Consider the following 17,503-nt stretch of genomic DNA (forward strand, 5'->3'; position numbering starts at 1 on the left):
CGCTGTGCCGGTCGAACCCGGTAGGTGCCCGTTAGTTGCCTGTTTGTGCCGTGCGGCTTGGAGGTTCGATGAGCGAGGTTTTTCAGCATGAGAGCAGCTTTGATGTTCGCGACGTGCGCTACCGCTACCTGATCTGGACGGGGGCTTGCCAATCGCGCCCTCCGGTTATTTTGCTGCACGGGTTTTCCCAAAGTGCCGACTCGTGGGACCAAGTTGCTCCCTTGCTTGCTTGCCACCGCACGGTATATGCGCTTGACCTGGTTGGACATGGCGGATCAACTGCTCCCGCGGATTCGTTTTTCTATGCGCTGCAAGCCCAAGGGGAAGCCCTGCTTGCGTTTGTCGCGCACGTGGCGGCGGAAAACGGCGGGCGCCGTCCTGCGGTGATCGGGTATTCGATGGGCGGTCGTGTTGCGTTGTCTTCCCTGGTCAAGCAGCCGGGCGAGTTTTCTCGTGCGGTGAGCTCGCTTGTTCTGGAAAGCGTTGGGCTTGGGTTCGCCGCCGATGCTGACCGCGCGTGCGCGGCGGATCGCGACGCGGCCAACGCCGCTCGCCTGCGGGAGCGGGGCGTTGAGGAGTTCATGAACGCATGGGAGCGCCTTCCCCTGTTCGCGTCTGAGCGGCATTTGCCTTCGAACGTGCGGTCCCATGTGCGGGCCGGCCGGCTCGCCAACGATGCGGAGGCGCTTGCGCGCACGTTCGAGCATGCCGGCCAGCATTCGATGCCAGCGCGCAAAGAGGTGCTTTCCGCGCTGGCTGCCGTTTGCGACCAGGGAGTTTCGGTTCAGTATCTGACCGGGTCTCTCGATCGGAAGTACACTGCGTTGTCCGAAGAACTGCGCTGCGTTCCCGGCGTTGCCGTCGAAACGGTTCGGGGTTCAGGACATAACGTGCATTTGGAAGTGCCGGCGGATTTCGTTCGATGCGTCGAGGCGTTCCTGGCCGCCGAGCCCTGCGATCCGCACGCCGGCCAGACGTTTGCCGGCATGGAGATGATTCTTGACTGAGCGATTTTTCCCGCAATGTTGCGCATGGTCCAATGCTTCCAAAAGCGGCATCCCCGTGAACTGGAATGATGGGACGCGGTTTTCAAGGGGAAGGCGACGAAGGGACCTGCAGCTCGGAGAGCGCAACATTTCGTGCGAAATCGAGCAACAAGCATCGCCATCCGGCTGTTGACCGCAGCGCGCTGACGGGCGCCTTCCCGCCGATGCCTCGGGCCGCATCGTTTCTTTTCGGAGATATTCTGCGGGAAGATGCACCCTTCCCCATTACGCGGTACTATGAGATCATCCAACCGACAACCTCCCATACGGCGTGCGCGGCTGACCGGGTGCGCAATGAAAGGACGGCCATGAGCGATAGTGTGTGGCAGGCAGGTAAATCGTATCGCGAGATCGTATACGAAACATGCGAAGGCATCGCCAAGATCACCATCAATCGTCCTGAACGTCGCAACGCGTTCACTCCGCTTACCGTGACAGAGCTTTACGACGCTTTCAGCGCAGCACGCGACGACGCCTCGGTGGGGGTCATCATGTTGACCGGCGCGAACCACGATGGTCGTCCCGAAGACCAGGCGTTCTGCTCCGGCGGTGACCAGAAGATCCGCGGCAACGGCGGCTATGTGGGCGAGGACAACATCCCTCGTCTGAACGTGCTCGATTTGCAGCGCCTCATTCGCGTGGTGCCCAAGCCCGTTATCGCCATGGTGAACGGCTACGCCATCGGCGGCGGCCACGTGCTGCATATTCTGTGCGACCTGTCCATTGCGGCCGAAACGGCCAAGTTCGGCCAGACGGGTCCGAAGGTCGGCAGCTTCGACGCTGGTTACGGCGCGGGCTATCTGGCCAACATCGTAGGCCAGAAGAAGGCGCGCGAAATCTGGTACCTGTGCCGGCAGTACACGGCGGCCGAAGCTTTGGACATGGGCCTGGTCAATAAGGTGGTCCCCTTCGACCGGCTCGAACAGGAGTGCGTGAGCTGGGCCCGTGAGATGCTGCAGTTCAGCCCCACGGCTCTGCGCTTCATGAAGGCGTCGTTCAATGCCGCGACGGACGGCTTGGCCGGCATCCAGCAGCTTGCCGGCGATGCGACGCTTCTGTATTACACGACGGACGAGGCGAAGGAAGGTCGCGACGCGTTCAAGGAGCATCGCGCGCCCGACTTCACTCAGTTCCCGAAGTTTCCCTAAGATGGTGAATCCTGGCGCGCGGCGACGTTGGCGCGCCAGGCACGATGATAGTGCCTGGCCGTTGCGGCCAGCGACGAAGTGCTTGAGAGGCGGGGCGGAGTGCGGCGATGATCGGCGCATTTGAAAGCATGGTGCGGCAGTGCCCGCAACGGACGTGCTTCACGTACGTTGACGAAGCGGGTGCGGAGCTGTCGTTTTCGTATCGCGAAACGCGGATGCTGTCTGCGGCCATCGCGCGCAACTTGCAGTCTCATGGAGCGAATCCGGGAGACTGCCTTGTCGTCGATCTGCCGAACTGCCCTGCGTACGTGTTCCTTATGCTGGCTGCCGCGTACGGCGGCTTCACGCTGATAGCTCTCAACAATCGTTTGACGAGCGCCGAGAAGATGAGTCGCGTCATGGAGGTGGAGCGTACGTCCGATGCGCGCATCGCCGCCCGTATCGACGAGGACAACGTGAAGCGCGTGCTCGATCGGGCGTCGGCGCTTCTTGCTGGCGAAGAATCTACCGCGCCGTCTGCGTCGCGCGGTTCCGCTCGGCCGAGCCGACCGACGTTCTCCACGCTTGTTGCGGCCGCTTCGGCCGAGGCTCGCTCTACGAAGGCCCTGGGAAGGGCGGGCACGGGCAGGGCTTCCGCCCGCCGACGCGATGCCGTTGCTCGCCAGGATGCTCTTGAGGGCATCATCCACTTTGCCGAGCATGCCGCGCACGTGTTCGATTCCAGCATGCGAGCCGTGATCATGTTCACCTCGGGAACGACTGGTCGCGCAAAAGCGGTGCCTCTCACCTGGGACAACGTGTGCCGTTCCTCGGAGGTGTCCAACATCGCTCTCAACCGTCGGGCCGAAGGGCTGTGGCAAGCGGCGCTGCCGCTGTACCACATAGGCGGGTTCCAGGTGGTGGTCCGCAGCTTTTTGAACAACAACGGCTTCGTGCTGTACCGCCGTTTCGATGCCGACCGCCTGTTGAGCGACGCTGCAAGCAAGGGCGCTACGCACGTGTCGGTGGTGGACAAGATGCTGCAGGATCTGCTTGCTTCGAGCCGTGCGGAAACGCTGAAGCGCTACGCCTGCATTCTTTTGGGCGGCGGGGCAACGAACCCGCAAACGCTCGAGCGTTCCTGCGCGTTGGGTCTTCGCGTGTACGCAAGCTACGGCATGACCGAAACTTCAAGTCAGATCGCCCACGCCCAGGTCACGTCTTCATTCCAGGGTGGGCTGCGCCTGCTTCCCGGTTACAAGGCCCGCATTGTCGATCCGGGCGAGGATGGTTTCGGCCGCTTGGCGGTGAAGGGTCCCGGCGTGTTCGCGGGGTACTTGAACGCTCGCGCGGCTCATACGGTAGACGGGTACTTCCTCACGGGGGACACCGCCGCCATGTACCAGGGCTCCATCTACGTGAAGGAACGCACCGAGGACATGTTCGTCTCGGGCGGGGAAAACATCTATCCCGCCGAGATCAAGGAGCAGCTTCTGCGTGTTCCGGGGGTCGCCGATGCGCATGTGTTCGGAGTTCCCGACGAGCGATGGGGGCGCCGACCCGTGGCGTTCATAGAACGCGAGCGGGCGCAGGAGGCATCAAGGTCGTCTGCGCTGGACAACTGCCGATTCGCGCATGCCGTGCGCGCTCATCTGGCGCCTCGGCTCTCGAAGCTGTACCTGCCGAAGCACGTGTGCGTACTTGACGAGTTTCCGCGCAGCGGCATTGGCAAGGTAGATCGCGCTGCCCTCGAAAAGCTGTATGACCAGCGCATCGAGGTGGTGCGCGTAACCCTGCACCGCATTCGCCTGCCCTTCGAGCGCCCCTTTAAAACTCCGAAGGGCGTGATGGCCCAGCGCGAGTCCATCATCGTGGAAGTGACCGACCATGCCGGCCGTACCGGGTTGGGCGAGTGCGTCGCGTTCCCGACGGACTGGTATCTACCGGAAACGCTCGATCAGGATGCGCGGATTCTGCGGGACGTGCTGGCGCCCCTGGTGCTGCGCGCGACGATGCTCCATCCAAGCGAGGCATCTGCCCTGTTTGCCACGCAGCCCGAATCGGCTTCGTTTCCCTTGGCGTGCGGCGCCATGGAGCCTGCCCTGTGGGATTTGTACGGCAAGATAGTCGGCAAGCCGTTGTGGCAGCTCATAGGCGGGTCGAACAAGAAGTCGCCGCGCATCGGGGGACCGCTGTCCGCCTCCGTTTCCGCCGGGGCGGTTTTGGGGTTGGCCTCCGAAGCCGACACGGTAGCCTCGGCGCGCCGTTGCGTGGAGGCGGGCTACCGGCGCGTGAAGCTGAAGGTGGCCCCCGGTACGCTTGGATGCGTGCGCGCGGTGCGCGAGGCGTTTCCCGACCTCGTCATTACGCTTGATGCGAACCAGAGCTTTTCCGATCGCGACGCGGACGAGCTGCGCGCGCTCGACGCTTGCAATGTGGCTTGGATCGAGGAGCCGCTTGATCCCCGTCGCGTTTCGGGATCGGATTCCGCAGACGTCTTCACCAGACTGGCGCGGCTGCAAAGAACCATGCGAACCCCGCTGTGCCTTGACGAGTCGATTGCCCGTCCGGCGGATCTTGCCCGCGCGCTTTCGCACCCCGAACTGAAGTGCTATGCCGTGAAAATCGGCAAGTTCGGGGGCGTGCAGCCTGCGCTCGACTTTGCGAACGCAGCGGCCGAGCGCGGCATAGATGTATGGATGGGGGGCATGTACGACACGGGCGTCTCCAAGCGCCTGCACGCTGCGTTCCAGACGCTGCCCAACGTTACGGCGCCGGGAGACATAGGATCGACCGCTCGTTATTTCTCGCATGACGTGACCGATCCTCCGTACACGGCCGAACGCGGCCTGGTCACGTTGAACCGGGAAGGCAACCCATACGGCATAGGATGCGATCTTAACCGCTCGGTTCTGGCGAACGTGCTTGTTGGTCGGACAACGGTCGAATAGCTTTATCCAAAATGTTGCATAACCATCTGTTCGGAAAGCGATGCGGTGGGGTATGATGCACGGTGTCGTACAAAGAGGAACGGGGATTTCATGAGCGCACCCGCATCGAATCACGCGGCCGCATCAACTTCTGCGGTGGGATCTGGCAGCATTACAGGAGCGGACGGGTCTTCTGGATCGCCGCAAATTCATGGCAACTTGGGAATATTTCGCCTGGTCACTACTGTTATTACGCTGATTGTCGGCGGCGGCGTATTTACGCTGGCGGGCGATCAGGCTGCAGGCGGCGCAAGCGGTGCAGCTATCCTTACGGCATGGAGCATCTCCGGTATCGGCGTGCTGTGCCTGGTGATGACGTTCTATGCACTTTCCCGCATAAAACCGCAGTTAAAAGGTGGAATTTACAGCTACGCAAGCGCGGGCTTCGGAGACTTCCTGGGATTCAACAGCGCATGGGGCTACTGGATCAGCGCGCTTTTGTGCACGGTCAGCTTCTCTGCGTTGCTGTTCGGCGCTCTCTCGTACTTCTTCCCCATTTTCGGCGGCGGAACCAACCTGCCTTCCGTAATCGGGGCCAGCGTTCTCATCTGGTTCTACGTGTTCCTGGTGTCGCGGGGCATCAAAGAGGCCACGGGCGTGAACGCCGTTATCACCATCAGCAAGTTCGTGCCCATTTTCGTTGCAATCACGGCCATCGTCTTCTTGCAGAAGTTCGATCCGGCGGTGTTCATGGCCAACCTTACCATGGGCTCCGATCCGGGTCTTCCGTTTTTCGATCAGGTGAGCAGCACCATGATGATCACCATCTGGGTGTTCGTGGGCATCGAGGGCGCCGTTGCCATCTCGGGGCGCGCCAAGAAAGAGCGCGACGTGGGCAAAGCCACCATCATCGCGTTCGTGTGCGTGCTGGCAATCTATTTGATGGTCAGCATGCTCAGCATGGGCGTCATGCCGCTTTCCCAGCTTGCTCAGCTGGAGAACCCGGCCTTGGCCGGCGTCATGGAGTACGCGGTGGGACCGTGGGGCGCCATGCTCATCAACGGCGGCGTTGTGCTGTCGTTGGTCGGCGCTATGCTGGGCTACACCGTTCTTTCCAGCGAATCGCCGTACGAGGCCGCCGAACAAGGCGTGTTCATCAAGGCGTTCGCGAAGACCAACAAGAAGGGCGCGCCCATCGTCACGTTGGTGGTCACGAACATCATCATCGAGGTGTTCCTGATCCTCATGCTGTTCTCCGACAGCACGTATCAATTCTTCTATACGCTTTCGGCGGGCATGATCCTGTTGCCGTACCTGCTTTCGGCGGCGTACTTCGCGAAGATCACGTTCACGGAACCGGGGGCGTTCAAAGGCAAGATCGGCGGCAACATCGTTTTGTGGCGCATCTTCGGCATCGTCGGTGTGTTCTACAGCTTCTTCTTGGCGTGGGCGAGCGGCGCCGTGGGGCTTACCATCATGTCTCTTTTGTACGCGCCCGGCATTTTAATGTACATCAAGGGCAAGAAGGAGCGCAACGAGCCTTATTTGCAGAGCACGTGCGACAAGGTGGTCGTAGGCGTTATCTTGCTGGCCGCGGTTGCTTCCATCGTCTTGATCGCAACCGGTCAGGTTGTTATCTAATTTCTCACGTTCGATCGCGCGCGTTCCTTTACACTGTTCGGCGGAGCTTTTGCAGCCTGCGGCTGCGTTGTGAAGGAGCGCGCGGCTTCGTGTTGCGCGGCAGACGAATCATGCAAGTACGGAGGAGAACGTGGAACTGCTGGAGGAACGCATCAGGCGTGATGGGGTGGTGAAGTCGGAGGGCGTCCTGAAGGTGGACAGCTTCCTCAACCATCAACTGGATATAGATCTCTTCGATGAGATGGGCGCCGAGTTCAAGCGCCTGTTCGCCGATGCTCCCGTAACGAAGATTCTTACGATCGAGGCTTCCGGCATCGGCATCGCCTGCGTGGTTGCCCGGCATTTCGGCGTGCCCGTGGTGTTCGCGAAGAAAGCCCAGTCGATCAACCTGGACGGCGAGATGTACACCACGCGCATCCAGTCGTTCACGCATAGCCGCGTGTACGACGTCATCGTGTCCAAGAAGTTCCTGGGCTCCGATGACCATGTGCTCATCATCGACGACTTTCTTGCAAACGGGTGCGCTTTGAACGGGCTGATCGAGCTGGTGGACGAAGCGGGCGCTACCGTAGAGGGCATTGGCATTGCAGTTGAGAAGGGCTTCCAGCCCGGCGGTTCCGACCTGCGCGAACGCGGGTACCGTTTGGAGTCGCTCGCCATTGTGGAGAGCATGGACCCGAACACGGGAGAAATCGAGTTCCGCCGATGAAAGCATTCGCAACCGAGAACCTCGCCAAGCTTGACGGCGATATTCCCTTGATGCGCGCCGTTCCGTTCGGCGTCCAGCATATCCTGGCTATGTTCGTGGCCAATCTTGCTCCCATCGTCATCGTGGCGAGCGCCGCCGGCCTGAGCGACGGGCAGACGGGAACGCTCATTCAAAGCGCGATGCTCATTGCCGGCATCGGCACGCTTATCCAGCTGTTTCCGCTGTGGCGCGTGGGATCCGGCTTGCCCATCGTCATGGGAATCAGCTTCACGTTCGTAACGGTGCTGTGCGGCATCGTGGCAACGTACGGTTACAACGTGGCAATCGGCGCCATTATCGTCGGCGGCATCATCGAGGGCGTGCTGGGCCTGTTCGCCCGCTATTGGCGGCGCATCATATCCCCCATCGTGGCGGCTGTGGTTGTCACGTCCATCGGCTTTTCGCTTTTGGGAGTGGGAGCCGCGTCGTTCGGAGGCGGCAATGGGGCTCCTGATTTCGGATCGCCCCAGAACCTGTTCTTGGGCTCCGTCTCGCTTGTCTCGTGTTTGATTTTCCAAGTTTTGGCCAAGGGCAAAACCAAGCAGTTGTCGGTTTTGTTCGGTCTGATCATCGGCTACGCGGTCGCCTTGGTTTTGGGCGCCGTGGACTTCAGCGGCTTCGAGGGGTTGGGCTTGTTCGCCTTCCCGCAGTTCATGCCGTTTGCCCCCGAGTTCAACCTGGGCGCTATCGTTTCGGTCACGCTGATCTTTTTGGTGTCGGCCACCGAGACCATCGGCGACACGTCGGCGCTTACCATGGTCGGTCTGAACCGCGAGGTCAAGGAAAAGGAACTTTCCGGCTCCATTGCCTGCGACGGCTTCGTCAGCTCTCTGTCCGCTTGCTTCGGCTGCTTGCCCATCACGTCGTTCTCGCAGAACGTGGGCTTGGTTGCCATGACGAAGGTGGTGAACCGCAAGGCTATCGCCACGGGCGCGGCCATCATGATCCTTGCCGCGTTCCTGCCCGTGATCAGCGCGGTGTTCTCGTCGTTGCCCGAGGCGGTTTTGGGCGGTTGCACCATCATGATGTTCGGCAACATCATCGTCAGCGGTTTCCAGATGATCGCGCGTGCCGGCTTCACCCAGCGCAATATCCTGATCGCTGCCCTTTCGTTGGCGGTGGGCATTGGGTTTACCCAGGTGGGCGACTTGTTCGCCGTGTTCCCCGAGTTGATTCAAAGCGTGTTCGCGCAGAATTGCGTGGCCATGGTTTTCTTGGTTGCCGTAGTGGCGAACCTGGTGCTGCCCAAAAACATCAAAGTGGAGGGAGACCCGGGGGCGGCTGATTCTATCCAGGGCGACTCGCCTGTTGAGGGTGCCGCTGGGGAGGGCGTTGCTTCAGCCGGGATGCCCTCGCAGTCTGTTGACGCGGGGGATTTAGCGCGCGCCTAACATACGACGAAGCGAAGCGAGCGCCATCGGATTCTGCACGGTCCGATGGCGCTCGTGCGTGATGGGGGCGCGGCGTCGGGGCCGTGTGGCTAGTGCGGTGGGGGTTGTCGGCGTCGTTGCAGGTACATTGTCGCCCGAAACGTACGGTTTTCGCGGCGAAACCGTACGTTTCGGGCGACAATGCGTTCGTCACCGTGCGCTTGGGCCCGCGATCTGCGCGCGGGGCGGGGCCGTGACCCGCGCTCGGGCTCGGACCCGCAACCCGCCCGCACCGTTGCGACCCCTGGTTTCCCTTTGGTAACACTTCTGTATAAAGCGTAGTTTTTCACTCAGGCTCTCCTTCGAACTGGTACAAATAGTAGGGACAGCAAAAGCGCTGCTTGGCAGGTGGCCTAGGAAACCGCCTTCAGCAGACATTGACAACCGAACCTAAGGAGACCAGCTTTAATGCCTGTTGCGTTAAGCCTTTTTCTTGTCCTGTTCTTTCTCATCATGAATGCGTTTTTCGTCGCCGCCGAGTTTTCGCTCGTTCGCGTGCGCAAATCCCAGGTTGAGATCCTCGTCGAAGAGGGTCGCGCCGGCGCCAAGTACACCAAATTGGTCGCCGACAACGTCAACGCGTACCTTTCTGCCTGTCAGCTGGGCATCACCCTTGCCTCGCTCGCGCTGGGCTGGCTGGGCGAACCCGCCGTTTCCGCGCTCATTTCTCCGCTGCTTTCGGCGTTCGGTCTACCCGAGGCTGCCATTCACGCTATCGCTATCGCAGTTGGCTTCATCATTATCACGGCGCTGCACATTGTGGTGGGCGAACTTATTCCGAAGTCGCTTGCCATTTTCTCAACTGAAAAGTACTCCCTGCTCACGGCTACGCCGCTTGTGTGGTTCTACCGTCTGACCTATCCGGTCATGTGGCTGTTCAACACCATTACGAACGGCGTCATGAAGATGCTCGGCCACGATGCGGCCAGCGAGCACGAGGTGTACACCGACGAAGAAATCAAGCTGTTGATCGACGAGAGCACCGAAAGCGGCCTGATCGATCCCGAGCAGAACGCCTACGTGGACAATATTTTCGACCTGGGCGACAAGGACGCCGAGGCTATTATGACTCCGCGCACCGACCTCATCTGCATTGACCTGGAGGATTCTCTTGAGGAGAACATGCAGCTGGTGCAGCGCTACAAGTACACGCGTTACCCGGCATGCCGCGGGACGAAGGACCGCATCGTGGGCTTCGTGCATGTGAAAGACCTGTACACGCTGTCCGAGCATGCAACGGTGGACGATCTGCGCATTCGAACGATTCAGGCTGTCCCCGAGGGTGTGCCCATCGCCAAGCTGCTGCAGACGCTGCAGGAAAAGCGCACCAAGATCGCGGTGGTCATCGACGAACACGGCGGTACTGCCGGCATCGTTACCATGAGCGACATCATGGAGCAGATCGTGGGGCGCATCGACGATGAATACCAGCACGGCGGCGCTGACGAAGTGGTGAACATGGAAGACGGCAGTTATCTGGTAGACGGTTCGCTGCCCATCGATGAAGTGGGCGACCTGATCGGTTTCAAGCCTGTTGAGTCGGAGGAGTGCGAAACGGCGGGTGGCCTGCTGCTCACGCTGTTCGACCGCATCCCCGACGAAGGCGATTCGGTGTCGGTTGAAGGCGGCGGCAAGAAAGCGTCGTTCACCGTTGTGGACATGGACCGCCACCGCATTGACAAGATTCGCCTTGTGCTGGAAGACCTGCCGGAGGGCGAAGACGAATAACGCGCATCGAAAAAGAGGGCTCGCAATTCCGCGGGCCCTCTTTTTCGATCGGCGGTACGCCCGGCATGGGCGCGGTTTCTCGGTTACTCCACCTTCACGCCGACGAATCGCTCGGCGTTGTGCCATAGCATGTTCTCCAGCTCGTCTTCGCTGAAGCCTGCGGTAACGAACTGGTCGTATTCGGCGGCAGGATCCCACATGGGGAAGTCCGACCCGAACATGATGCGGTCGGTGCCCCACATGCGCGCCAACTCTACGGTACGGCGCTGCCCCAGGAAGAACTGCGAGCTGGACGCGTCTACGAACAAATTCTCGTTGTGCAGGATGTCGTAGCCTACGTCGTAGCGCGACCAGCAGCCGAAATGCGCGGCATCCACCACCAGGTCGGGGAACGTCTTCAGAATGTTTACCAGGCGTCGAGGGTGCGAGTAGTCGTACCGGTAATCGCCGGTATGCAGCACGATGGGCATGCGGCCTTCTATGATTTCGTAGACGTTCATAAGGCGCGGATCGTCCATATTCACATGCTGCGTGTCGGGGTGCAGCTTCATGCCGTGCAGACCTAGGCCGATGGCCCGCTCGATTTCCTTTTCGGGGTCCGGGTAATCCTGGTGCATGGTCATGAAGCCAATGAACTCAGGATGCAGTCGGCATTGCTCGGCGATGAAATTGTTGATGGTTTCCACGCTGCCCGGAGTGGTGGCCACCGAATGCACGATGAAGTGCGTGATGGGGGCATGCTCCTTCGAGGTCAGCAGGTGCTCTACCGTGCCTTTGCCGTACATGTCGATGACGTAGAAGTCCCCGATGGCGTCGACTGCTCGCGAGGCGATTTTGTCCGGGTAGATGTGGGCGTGGGCGTCGATGACGGCCATGGGCTCGTGCTCCTTTGCAATGTGCGGTTTGTGCGGTGCGACATTGGGCAGCGTATGCGATGCGTCGCTGTCCAAGAGCCGTGCAACTTTCGATTGTAGAACATCGCGGTTTCGGGCGCATTAGGCAGAAGGGTATTTCTGGGTGTCACTTTGCATTGGTCACGAGGAAAAAGGGCCGAAAGACTAGCACTCGAAGCAAAAGAGTGCTAACTTTTTCGACAGTGACTTTAACAAGCTCCCGCACGCCTGAAACGGCGATGTCGAACCGCCTGAGGGCGCGGGACGCCTATCGTGCGCGCGGTGATGGCGAAGCGCCGCACACCGATGAGAAGGGAACCGAACCATGTCCAAAGACATTGCTTTCGACAACGAGACCCGTGCGAAAATGGCCGCTGGCGTGAACAAGCTGGCTGATGCCGTAAGGGTGACGATCGGCCCCAAGGGCCGCTACGTTGCCATGCAGAAGGAGCACGAGAAGCCGAACGTCTCCAACGATGGCGCAACCGTGGCGGCCAACGTCGACCTTGAGGATCCCATCGAGAACATGGGCATGAAGATCGTTCGCGAGGCTGCCATTGCGGCGAACAACGATGCGGGTGACGGCACCACCACGGCGACCATCCTGTCCGACGCCATCGTGAGCGAGGGCGTGCGCTGCGTCATTTCCGGTTCCGACCCGCTGGCGCTGCGCCGCGGCATCCAGCGTGCTGCCGATGTGGTGGCGGAAGCGGTGCTCAAAGATGCCGTGGAGGTCTCCACGCGTGAGCAGATCGCCGAGATTGCGACGGTTTCTGCAGGCGATCGCGAAATCGGCGAGAAGATCGCCGAGGCAATGGACGCTATTGGCCAAGACGGCATCATTTCGGTGGAGAAGTCCCAGAACTTCGGCATCGAGGTGAAGATCCTCAAGGGCATGATGTTCGACAACGGCTTCATTTCCCCGTACATGGCCGACGACCCGGGCCGTTTGGAAGGAGAGCTTAAAGAGCCTTACATTTTCCTGACCGACCAGCGCTTGGGCGACAATTTCGCTGACATCGTGCCCATGCTGGAGGAGGTCATGCAGTCCGGCCATCCGCTGCTCATCGCCGCCGAGGACGTGCGCGGGGAGGCGTTGAACGCTCTGCTCATGAACCGCCGTCGCGGTACGTTGGTGAGCGTTGCGGTGAAGGCGCCTGCGTTGGGCGATCGTCGCAAGGCGGAGCTTGAGGACTTGGCTATCCTTACGGGCGGCGAGGTCATCACTCCCGATCGCGGCCTGTCTCTCTCCGATGCGCGCAAGAGCATGCTCGGTCGTGCTGCAAGCGTTCAGATCACCAAGGATCGCACGACCGTTCTGGGCGGTAAGGGCAAGCCAGAAGATGTCGAACAGCGTTGCGCGCAGCTGCGCGCCGAGATCGAGTGCACGCAGGTTGATTACGACCGCGACGTGCTGCGCGAACGCCTGGCGAAGCTGTCCAGCGGCATTGCGGTGATGGAAGTGGGCGCGGCGACCGAGTCCGAGATGAACGAGATCCGCAGCCGCATCCAGGATGCTTTGCTGGCCACCCGTTCTGCTGCCGAGCAGGGCCTGGTGGCTGGTGGCGGCGTAGCATTGCTGCAGGCCGCCGCTGCGTTGGATGACCTGAAATGCGATAACGCCGAAGAGCAGCTGGGCGTGGACATCCTGCGCAAGGCGCTTGAGGAGCCGGTGCGAGCCCTGGCCGAGAACGCGGGCTATCGTGGCGACGTTGCTGTTGAGACGGTCAAGGAGCTGCCGCAGGGTCATGGCTTGGATTGCATGACCGGCGAATACGGCGACATGATTTCTCGTGGCATCGCCGATCCTGCTAAGGTGACGTGCACTGCGCTGCAGGCTGCTGCTTCCGTTGCGTCCCTGATTCTGATCACGAACGCTTCCGTGAGCGACATGGTTCCCGAAGAGGACTAATGCTCGAGTCTCCGTTCTTCGCACTTTGATACCGGCCCGCGCATGAGCGCGGGCCGGCGTTTTTTTTGCGGGACGGTCCTGTGCGATAAAGGCGGGACTCATGCTGAGGGTGCTTTGCTGCCTTCGGGCGCCGGAGCATTCATCGCGGTGTCCTTTCGCGATGCGCTCAGCGATTTTTCGCAGATTCCTCCATCCGTGCTACACTTTTCCCATGACTTCCTACACCACCATAGAAGGGCGCGCCGTCGCCGAGATCGAAGAGAAGAAAAGCCGGTTCATCGCCAGCTTGGCCCACGTGGAGACCGAGGACGAGGCGCTCGCCTTCCTCGAGGAGATCCGCTCGGCAAACCGCATGGCGCGCCATAACGTGTACGCGTACGTGCTGCGCGAGGGCGGCGCGGGCTCTTCGGGTCGTGTACGGTACTCCGACGATGGCGAGCCGCAGAAGACAGCTGGTCTTCCCACCCTCGAGGTTGTCCAGCATGCCGGTCTTACCGACGTCATCGTGGTGGTCACGCGCTACTTCGGCGGCGTTCTGCTGGGGACAGGCGGGTTGGTGCGCGCCTACACGCAGGCGACGCAGGCGGGCGTTGAAGCGGCGCAGCTCGTGGTGGTTTCGCGCTGCGTGGACATTCGCATTCGCACAGCGTACGCGAAGTACGATCAGCTCATGCGCATCGCTGCGGACTGCAAGGCCAAAGTGCTCGACACGGTGTACGACGATGCCGTTACCTTGCAGCTGCGCATGCTCGATGGCACGCAGGATCCGCTGCTGAAAAAGCTGACGGAACTGGAGCGCGGACAGGAAAACGTTACGGTGAGCGACCCCTTGGAGGCTGCGTTCTAGCCACCTCTCGCTCGGCGCGTTCGCGCCCGCCGAGCTCGCACGCCCCGCGCCCACCGCGTCCCGCGCCTGCACACCGCCCGCCCTCCGCGCTTTGCCGTTATTGCCATCGCGGTGCCGTGGTGACCCCGGCATCTGAGCGCCCTTTGGACGCATCTGCTCTATAATGTCCCCCATGGCGCGCAACCAGCAACTCATATTGAATCGATACCGGCCGATCGCGGAAGCGGGGGCGGGTGGTTTCGGCACCGTGCAGGTGGCGTGGGATACGCGCATCCAGCGCCGTGTGGCTATCAAGTGCATCGAGCTGGATGACGTGGATGCCGCCCGCGCTGCTCTTCCGGGAGCGAACGCGACGTCGTTGCCGAATGCTTCGCGCAATGCGGCTTGCGATGATCCTTCGTTTTCCGATGATGAAGACGAGGTGCTGTTTTCCCAGGTTGACGCTTCGGTTGATCTACTGGAAGATGCTCCGCTCGTGCGCTCTCTTGCGCGTATTCCGGGCTTGGACGAAGCGCGCACGGCGGCTATGCTTACCGATGCGAGCATTGTGGCGGTGTACGATTTCGAGGTGCAGGACGCTACGGCGTACCTCATCATGGAATACGTCGAAGGCATGTCCTTGAGCGAACTGCTTCGCCGACATGGCGACCGTTTGACCCTCGATATTGTGGCGGCGGTATTCTCGGCGGTGTCGCATGCGCTTGAGGTGGCGCACAGCAACCAGGTGCTTCACCTGGACATCAAGCCCGACAACATCCTGATCAACCATCAAGGTCAGGTGAAGGTGACCGATTTCGGCCTGGCGACGTTGGCGGATGCTTCGGGCTTCGGCGCGGCTGGAGGCGGCACTATCGGCTACATGCCGCTTGAGCAAATGCGGCAGGAAAACCTGGACGTGCGCTGCGACGAATGGGCGTTGGCTTCGGTCGCGTACGAAATGCTCACGGGAGAAAATCCGTTCCTTGCTTCCGATTTGAAGCGTGCCGAGCTTGCAATCGAGGATGCGGAACTCGTGTTGCCGTCGCTGTGCTGGGAAGGGCTTGATCCCGCAATTGACGACGTGGTGTTCTATGCGCTCGACCCCGATCGCGAAGAGCGTTACGCAACGATTTCCGATTTTGCAGAGGAGCTTGAGCCGTTCCTGGGCGATTCCAAGCGCGGCGTTCGCGAGCTTGCGGCTATTGTCGGGTATGCCGATGGGCAGGACGAAGAGCCTGTCGAGGACGACCCTCGCCTTCCGCGCATGCCCTTGCGCGAGCGTTTTACGCCGCTGCATCGTGCGATTGCGACCCATGCAGTGGGCGGCTCCGGCAGCGCGCTGTTGGCGTTCGTGGCGCTTTGGAACATGCCGCAGACAAGCGGTTTTACGAATCCGCTGTTCTGGGGTATCTTCGCGCTCATCGTGCTTGCAGGTGCGCTGAGGCCGCACCTGGGCGCGTTGCTCGGATATTTCGCGCTGGCCGCCATGTTCATCGTGCAAGGCGTTCCGGCGGCAGGGTGCGTGCTGCTGGCGGCTGCGGCCACGTGGTGGTACTTCGTTGGGCGCGAGGGGGACGCCGAAGCGAACGCTGCTTTGGCGGTGCCGCTTGCGGGTGCGTTCGGCTTGGGGCAGCTTGCGCCGTTGGCGGCCGGGCTGAGCTTGACTCCCGTGCGGGCTATGGGGACGGCTGCGTTCTCGGTGCTGATCGCCATCATGCTGGCCGCCTGCGGATCCCATAGCCTTCTGGGCTGGGACGTGCTTGCGAACTGGAACGTGGGCGCACGCAGCGACCTGGCGGGCACCATGGGCGCACTGCTCGTGCAGCCTCCGCTTTGGTGCGTTGCCGGCAGTTGGATTGCATCAGCCGGCGCGTTGGCTGCGATTCGGTTGCGACCGGCGCGCGCGTTTGCGGTTCTGGGCACGTCCGTGGCCGGCATGCTTCTGCTTGGAGGCATCGCCGTTGCGGCCTGGATTGCGTCGGGTCAGGTTACATGGATGCCCTCTCTCGGGAATCTGGGGCTCACCGCGTCATCCATTGCGTTGGCGCTTGCGGGGTGCGTATTCGTGCCCGACCCCATGTACTACGAAGAAGACGATTGGGCGGAAGAATAACCTGCTTATCGTACTGTTGGGCGGGCTTCGTACTATAATCGAGCCGAAAACCTGCGAGGAAAGGAAAACCCATGCAGCAACTGGGAGACGAGCGTGTTCTGTTCGCGTTTGCGCGCGATTTGGAGCCGGCGCTTACCGTGGAATCGGGCGAGACGGTGCGTATTCGCACGAAGGATTGCTTCGGCAATCAAGTTCGGACGTCCGAGGACGCGCTTGATGAAATCGATTGGGACGCCATCAACCCGGCTACCGGTCCCGTTTTCGTGCGCGGCGCCCGGCCGGGCGGAGCGCTCAAGGTGACTATCGAGAACATCGAGTTGGACGACCAGACCGCTTCGTGCACGGGCAAGGACGAAGGCGTGTGCGGCGATCGGTTCGATGCGTGGAGCACGCGCCTGTGCGCCATCGAGGACGACAGGCTGGTGTGGAACGATAGGCTGTCCATCCCGCTCAATCCCATGATCGGCGTCATCGGCGTTGCTCCGGCGGGCGACCCGGTGAACTGCGGAACGCCGGGCAGCCACGGCGGCAACATGGACAACACCGCCATTACCACGGGAGCCACGCTGTACTTCCCGGTGGCGGTGGAGGGCGCGCTGTTCGGCTGCGGCGATATGCACGCCGCCATGGGCGATGGCGAGATCAGCGTTTCGGGTGCGGAAGTGGCCGGCTACGCCACGGTCACGCTCACGGCGCTTCCCGATTTGCATGTGGTTGATCCCCTCATCGAAAACGAAACGCATCTGGGGGTCATCGCATCCGCCGAGTCTTTGGATGCAGCTGCCGACCGAGCGGTGCATCAGATGGTCGATCTGCTGCACGATCGTACGGGCACGCCCCAGGACGAGTTGGTCATGCTGCTGTCCCTGGTCGCTGACGTGCAGGTATGCCAAATGGTCGACCCGGAGAAAACCGTGCGCTTCATGGTGCCGAAGTACGTTTTGGATGCATTGGAATTCAGCCTGTAGCGAAAGATGAGACAAAGGGACGTGTTCCTATAGTTTTGTCAAGCGGCTGCCGGAAGGCTTTCCGGCATGGGGCGACCGGCTTCGGGCATGGCGAGGCGGGCCCCGGCTCCCGGGGCGCGCGGGCCTTCCGGCCGGGCCTCG

Annotated in this window: 12 protein-coding genes; 11 read left to right on the forward strand and 1 reads right to left on the reverse strand. The window is 61.3% G+C overall.

Features of this window, described 5'->3' with window-relative positions:
- Positions 1-68: 68 nt before the first annotated feature.
- The 7 genes from DMP08_RS03905 to DMP08_RS03935 all read left to right on the forward strand — a co-directional run bounded on the left by DMP08_RS03905 (position 69) and on the right by DMP08_RS03935 (position 10,650).
- Positions 69-1,007, forward strand: coding sequence for an alpha/beta fold hydrolase (locus DMP08_RS03905; protein WP_123191662.1), 939 nt, complete (start codon positions 69-71; stop codon positions 1,005-1,007).
- A 347-nt stretch (positions 1,008-1,354) separates the two neighbouring features.
- Positions 1,355-2,194, forward strand: coding sequence for a 1,4-dihydroxy-2-naphthoyl-CoA synthase (gene menB / locus DMP08_RS03910; RefSeq protein ID WP_123191684.1), 840 nt, complete (start codon positions 1,355-1,357; stop codon positions 2,192-2,194).
- Positions 2,195-2,301: 107 nt separating this feature from the next.
- The gene (gene menC / locus DMP08_RS03915) at positions 2,302-5,124 is read left to right on the forward strand and encodes an o-succinylbenzoate synthase (RefSeq protein ID WP_123191663.1); all 2,823 of its coding nucleotides are present in this window, start codon (positions 2,302-2,304) and stop codon (positions 5,122-5,124) included.
- 90 nt (positions 5,125-5,214) lie between these two features.
- Positions 5,215-6,744, forward strand: coding sequence for a basic amino acid/polyamine antiporter (locus DMP08_RS03920; protein ID WP_123191664.1), 1,530 nt, complete (start codon positions 5,215-5,217; stop codon positions 6,742-6,744).
- 130 nt (positions 6,745-6,874) lie between these two features.
- Positions 6,875-7,453: a xanthine phosphoribosyltransferase gene (locus DMP08_RS03925; RefSeq protein WP_123191665.1), complete on the forward strand. Its 579-nt coding sequence runs from the start codon at positions 6,875-6,877 to the stop codon at positions 7,451-7,453.
- Positions 7,450-8,883 carry a nucleobase:cation symporter-2 family protein gene (locus tag DMP08_RS03930; RefSeq protein WP_123191666.1) on the forward strand — a complete coding sequence of 478 codons (1,434 nt, stop codon included), beginning with the start codon at positions 7,450-7,452 and terminating at the stop codon, positions 8,881-8,883. Before DMP08_RS03925 ends, DMP08_RS03930 begins: the two co-directional genes overlap by 4 nt.
- A 447-nt stretch (positions 8,884-9,330) precedes the next feature.
- Complete coding sequence (locus DMP08_RS03935) at positions 9,331-10,650, forward strand: hemolysin family protein (RefSeq protein ID WP_123191667.1); 1,320 nt, start codon at positions 9,331-9,333, stop codon at positions 10,648-10,650.
- An 83-nt stretch (positions 10,651-10,733) separates the two neighbouring features.
- Here the strand turns inward: DMP08_RS03935 and DMP08_RS03940 are convergent, their stop codons facing one another.
- Complete coding sequence (locus tag DMP08_RS03940; protein WP_123191668.1) at positions 10,734-11,525, reverse strand: amidohydrolase family protein; 792 nt, start codon at positions 11,523-11,525, stop codon at positions 10,734-10,736.
- 343 nt (positions 11,526-11,868) lie between these two features.
- On the opposite strand from DMP08_RS03940, the gene groL reads away from it, so the two are divergent.
- The 4 genes from groL (at position 11,869) to DMP08_RS03960 (ending at position 17,362) form a co-directional block, all read left to right on the forward strand.
- A complete protein-coding gene (groL, locus tag DMP08_RS03945; RefSeq protein WP_123191669.1) occupies positions 11,869-13,455 on the forward strand; it encodes a chaperonin GroEL in 1,587 nt (528 codons plus the stop codon).
- A 211-nt stretch (positions 13,456-13,666) separates the two neighbouring features.
- Positions 13,667-14,302 carry an IMPACT family protein gene (locus tag DMP08_RS03950; protein ID WP_123191685.1) on the forward strand — a complete coding sequence of 212 codons (636 nt, stop codon included), beginning with the start codon at positions 13,667-13,669 and terminating at the stop codon, positions 14,300-14,302.
- Positions 14,303-14,474: 172 nt separating this feature from the next.
- On the forward strand, positions 14,475-16,394 hold the full coding sequence (locus DMP08_RS03955; protein WP_244596781.1) for a serine/threonine-protein kinase: 1,920 nt from the start codon (positions 14,475-14,477) through the stop codon (positions 16,392-16,394).
- Between the two features lie 71 nt (positions 16,395-16,465).
- Positions 16,466-17,362, forward strand: coding sequence for an acetamidase/formamidase family protein (locus DMP08_RS03960; RefSeq protein WP_123191671.1), 897 nt, complete (start codon positions 16,466-16,468; stop codon positions 17,360-17,362).
- Positions 17,363-17,503 lie beyond the last annotated feature (141 nt).

The sequence above is a fragment of the Paraeggerthella hongkongensis genome, from assembly GCF_003726035.1.
In the GTDB taxonomy this organism is placed as follows: Bacteria; Actinomycetota; Coriobacteriia; order Coriobacteriales; family Eggerthellaceae; genus Paraeggerthella; species Paraeggerthella hongkongensis.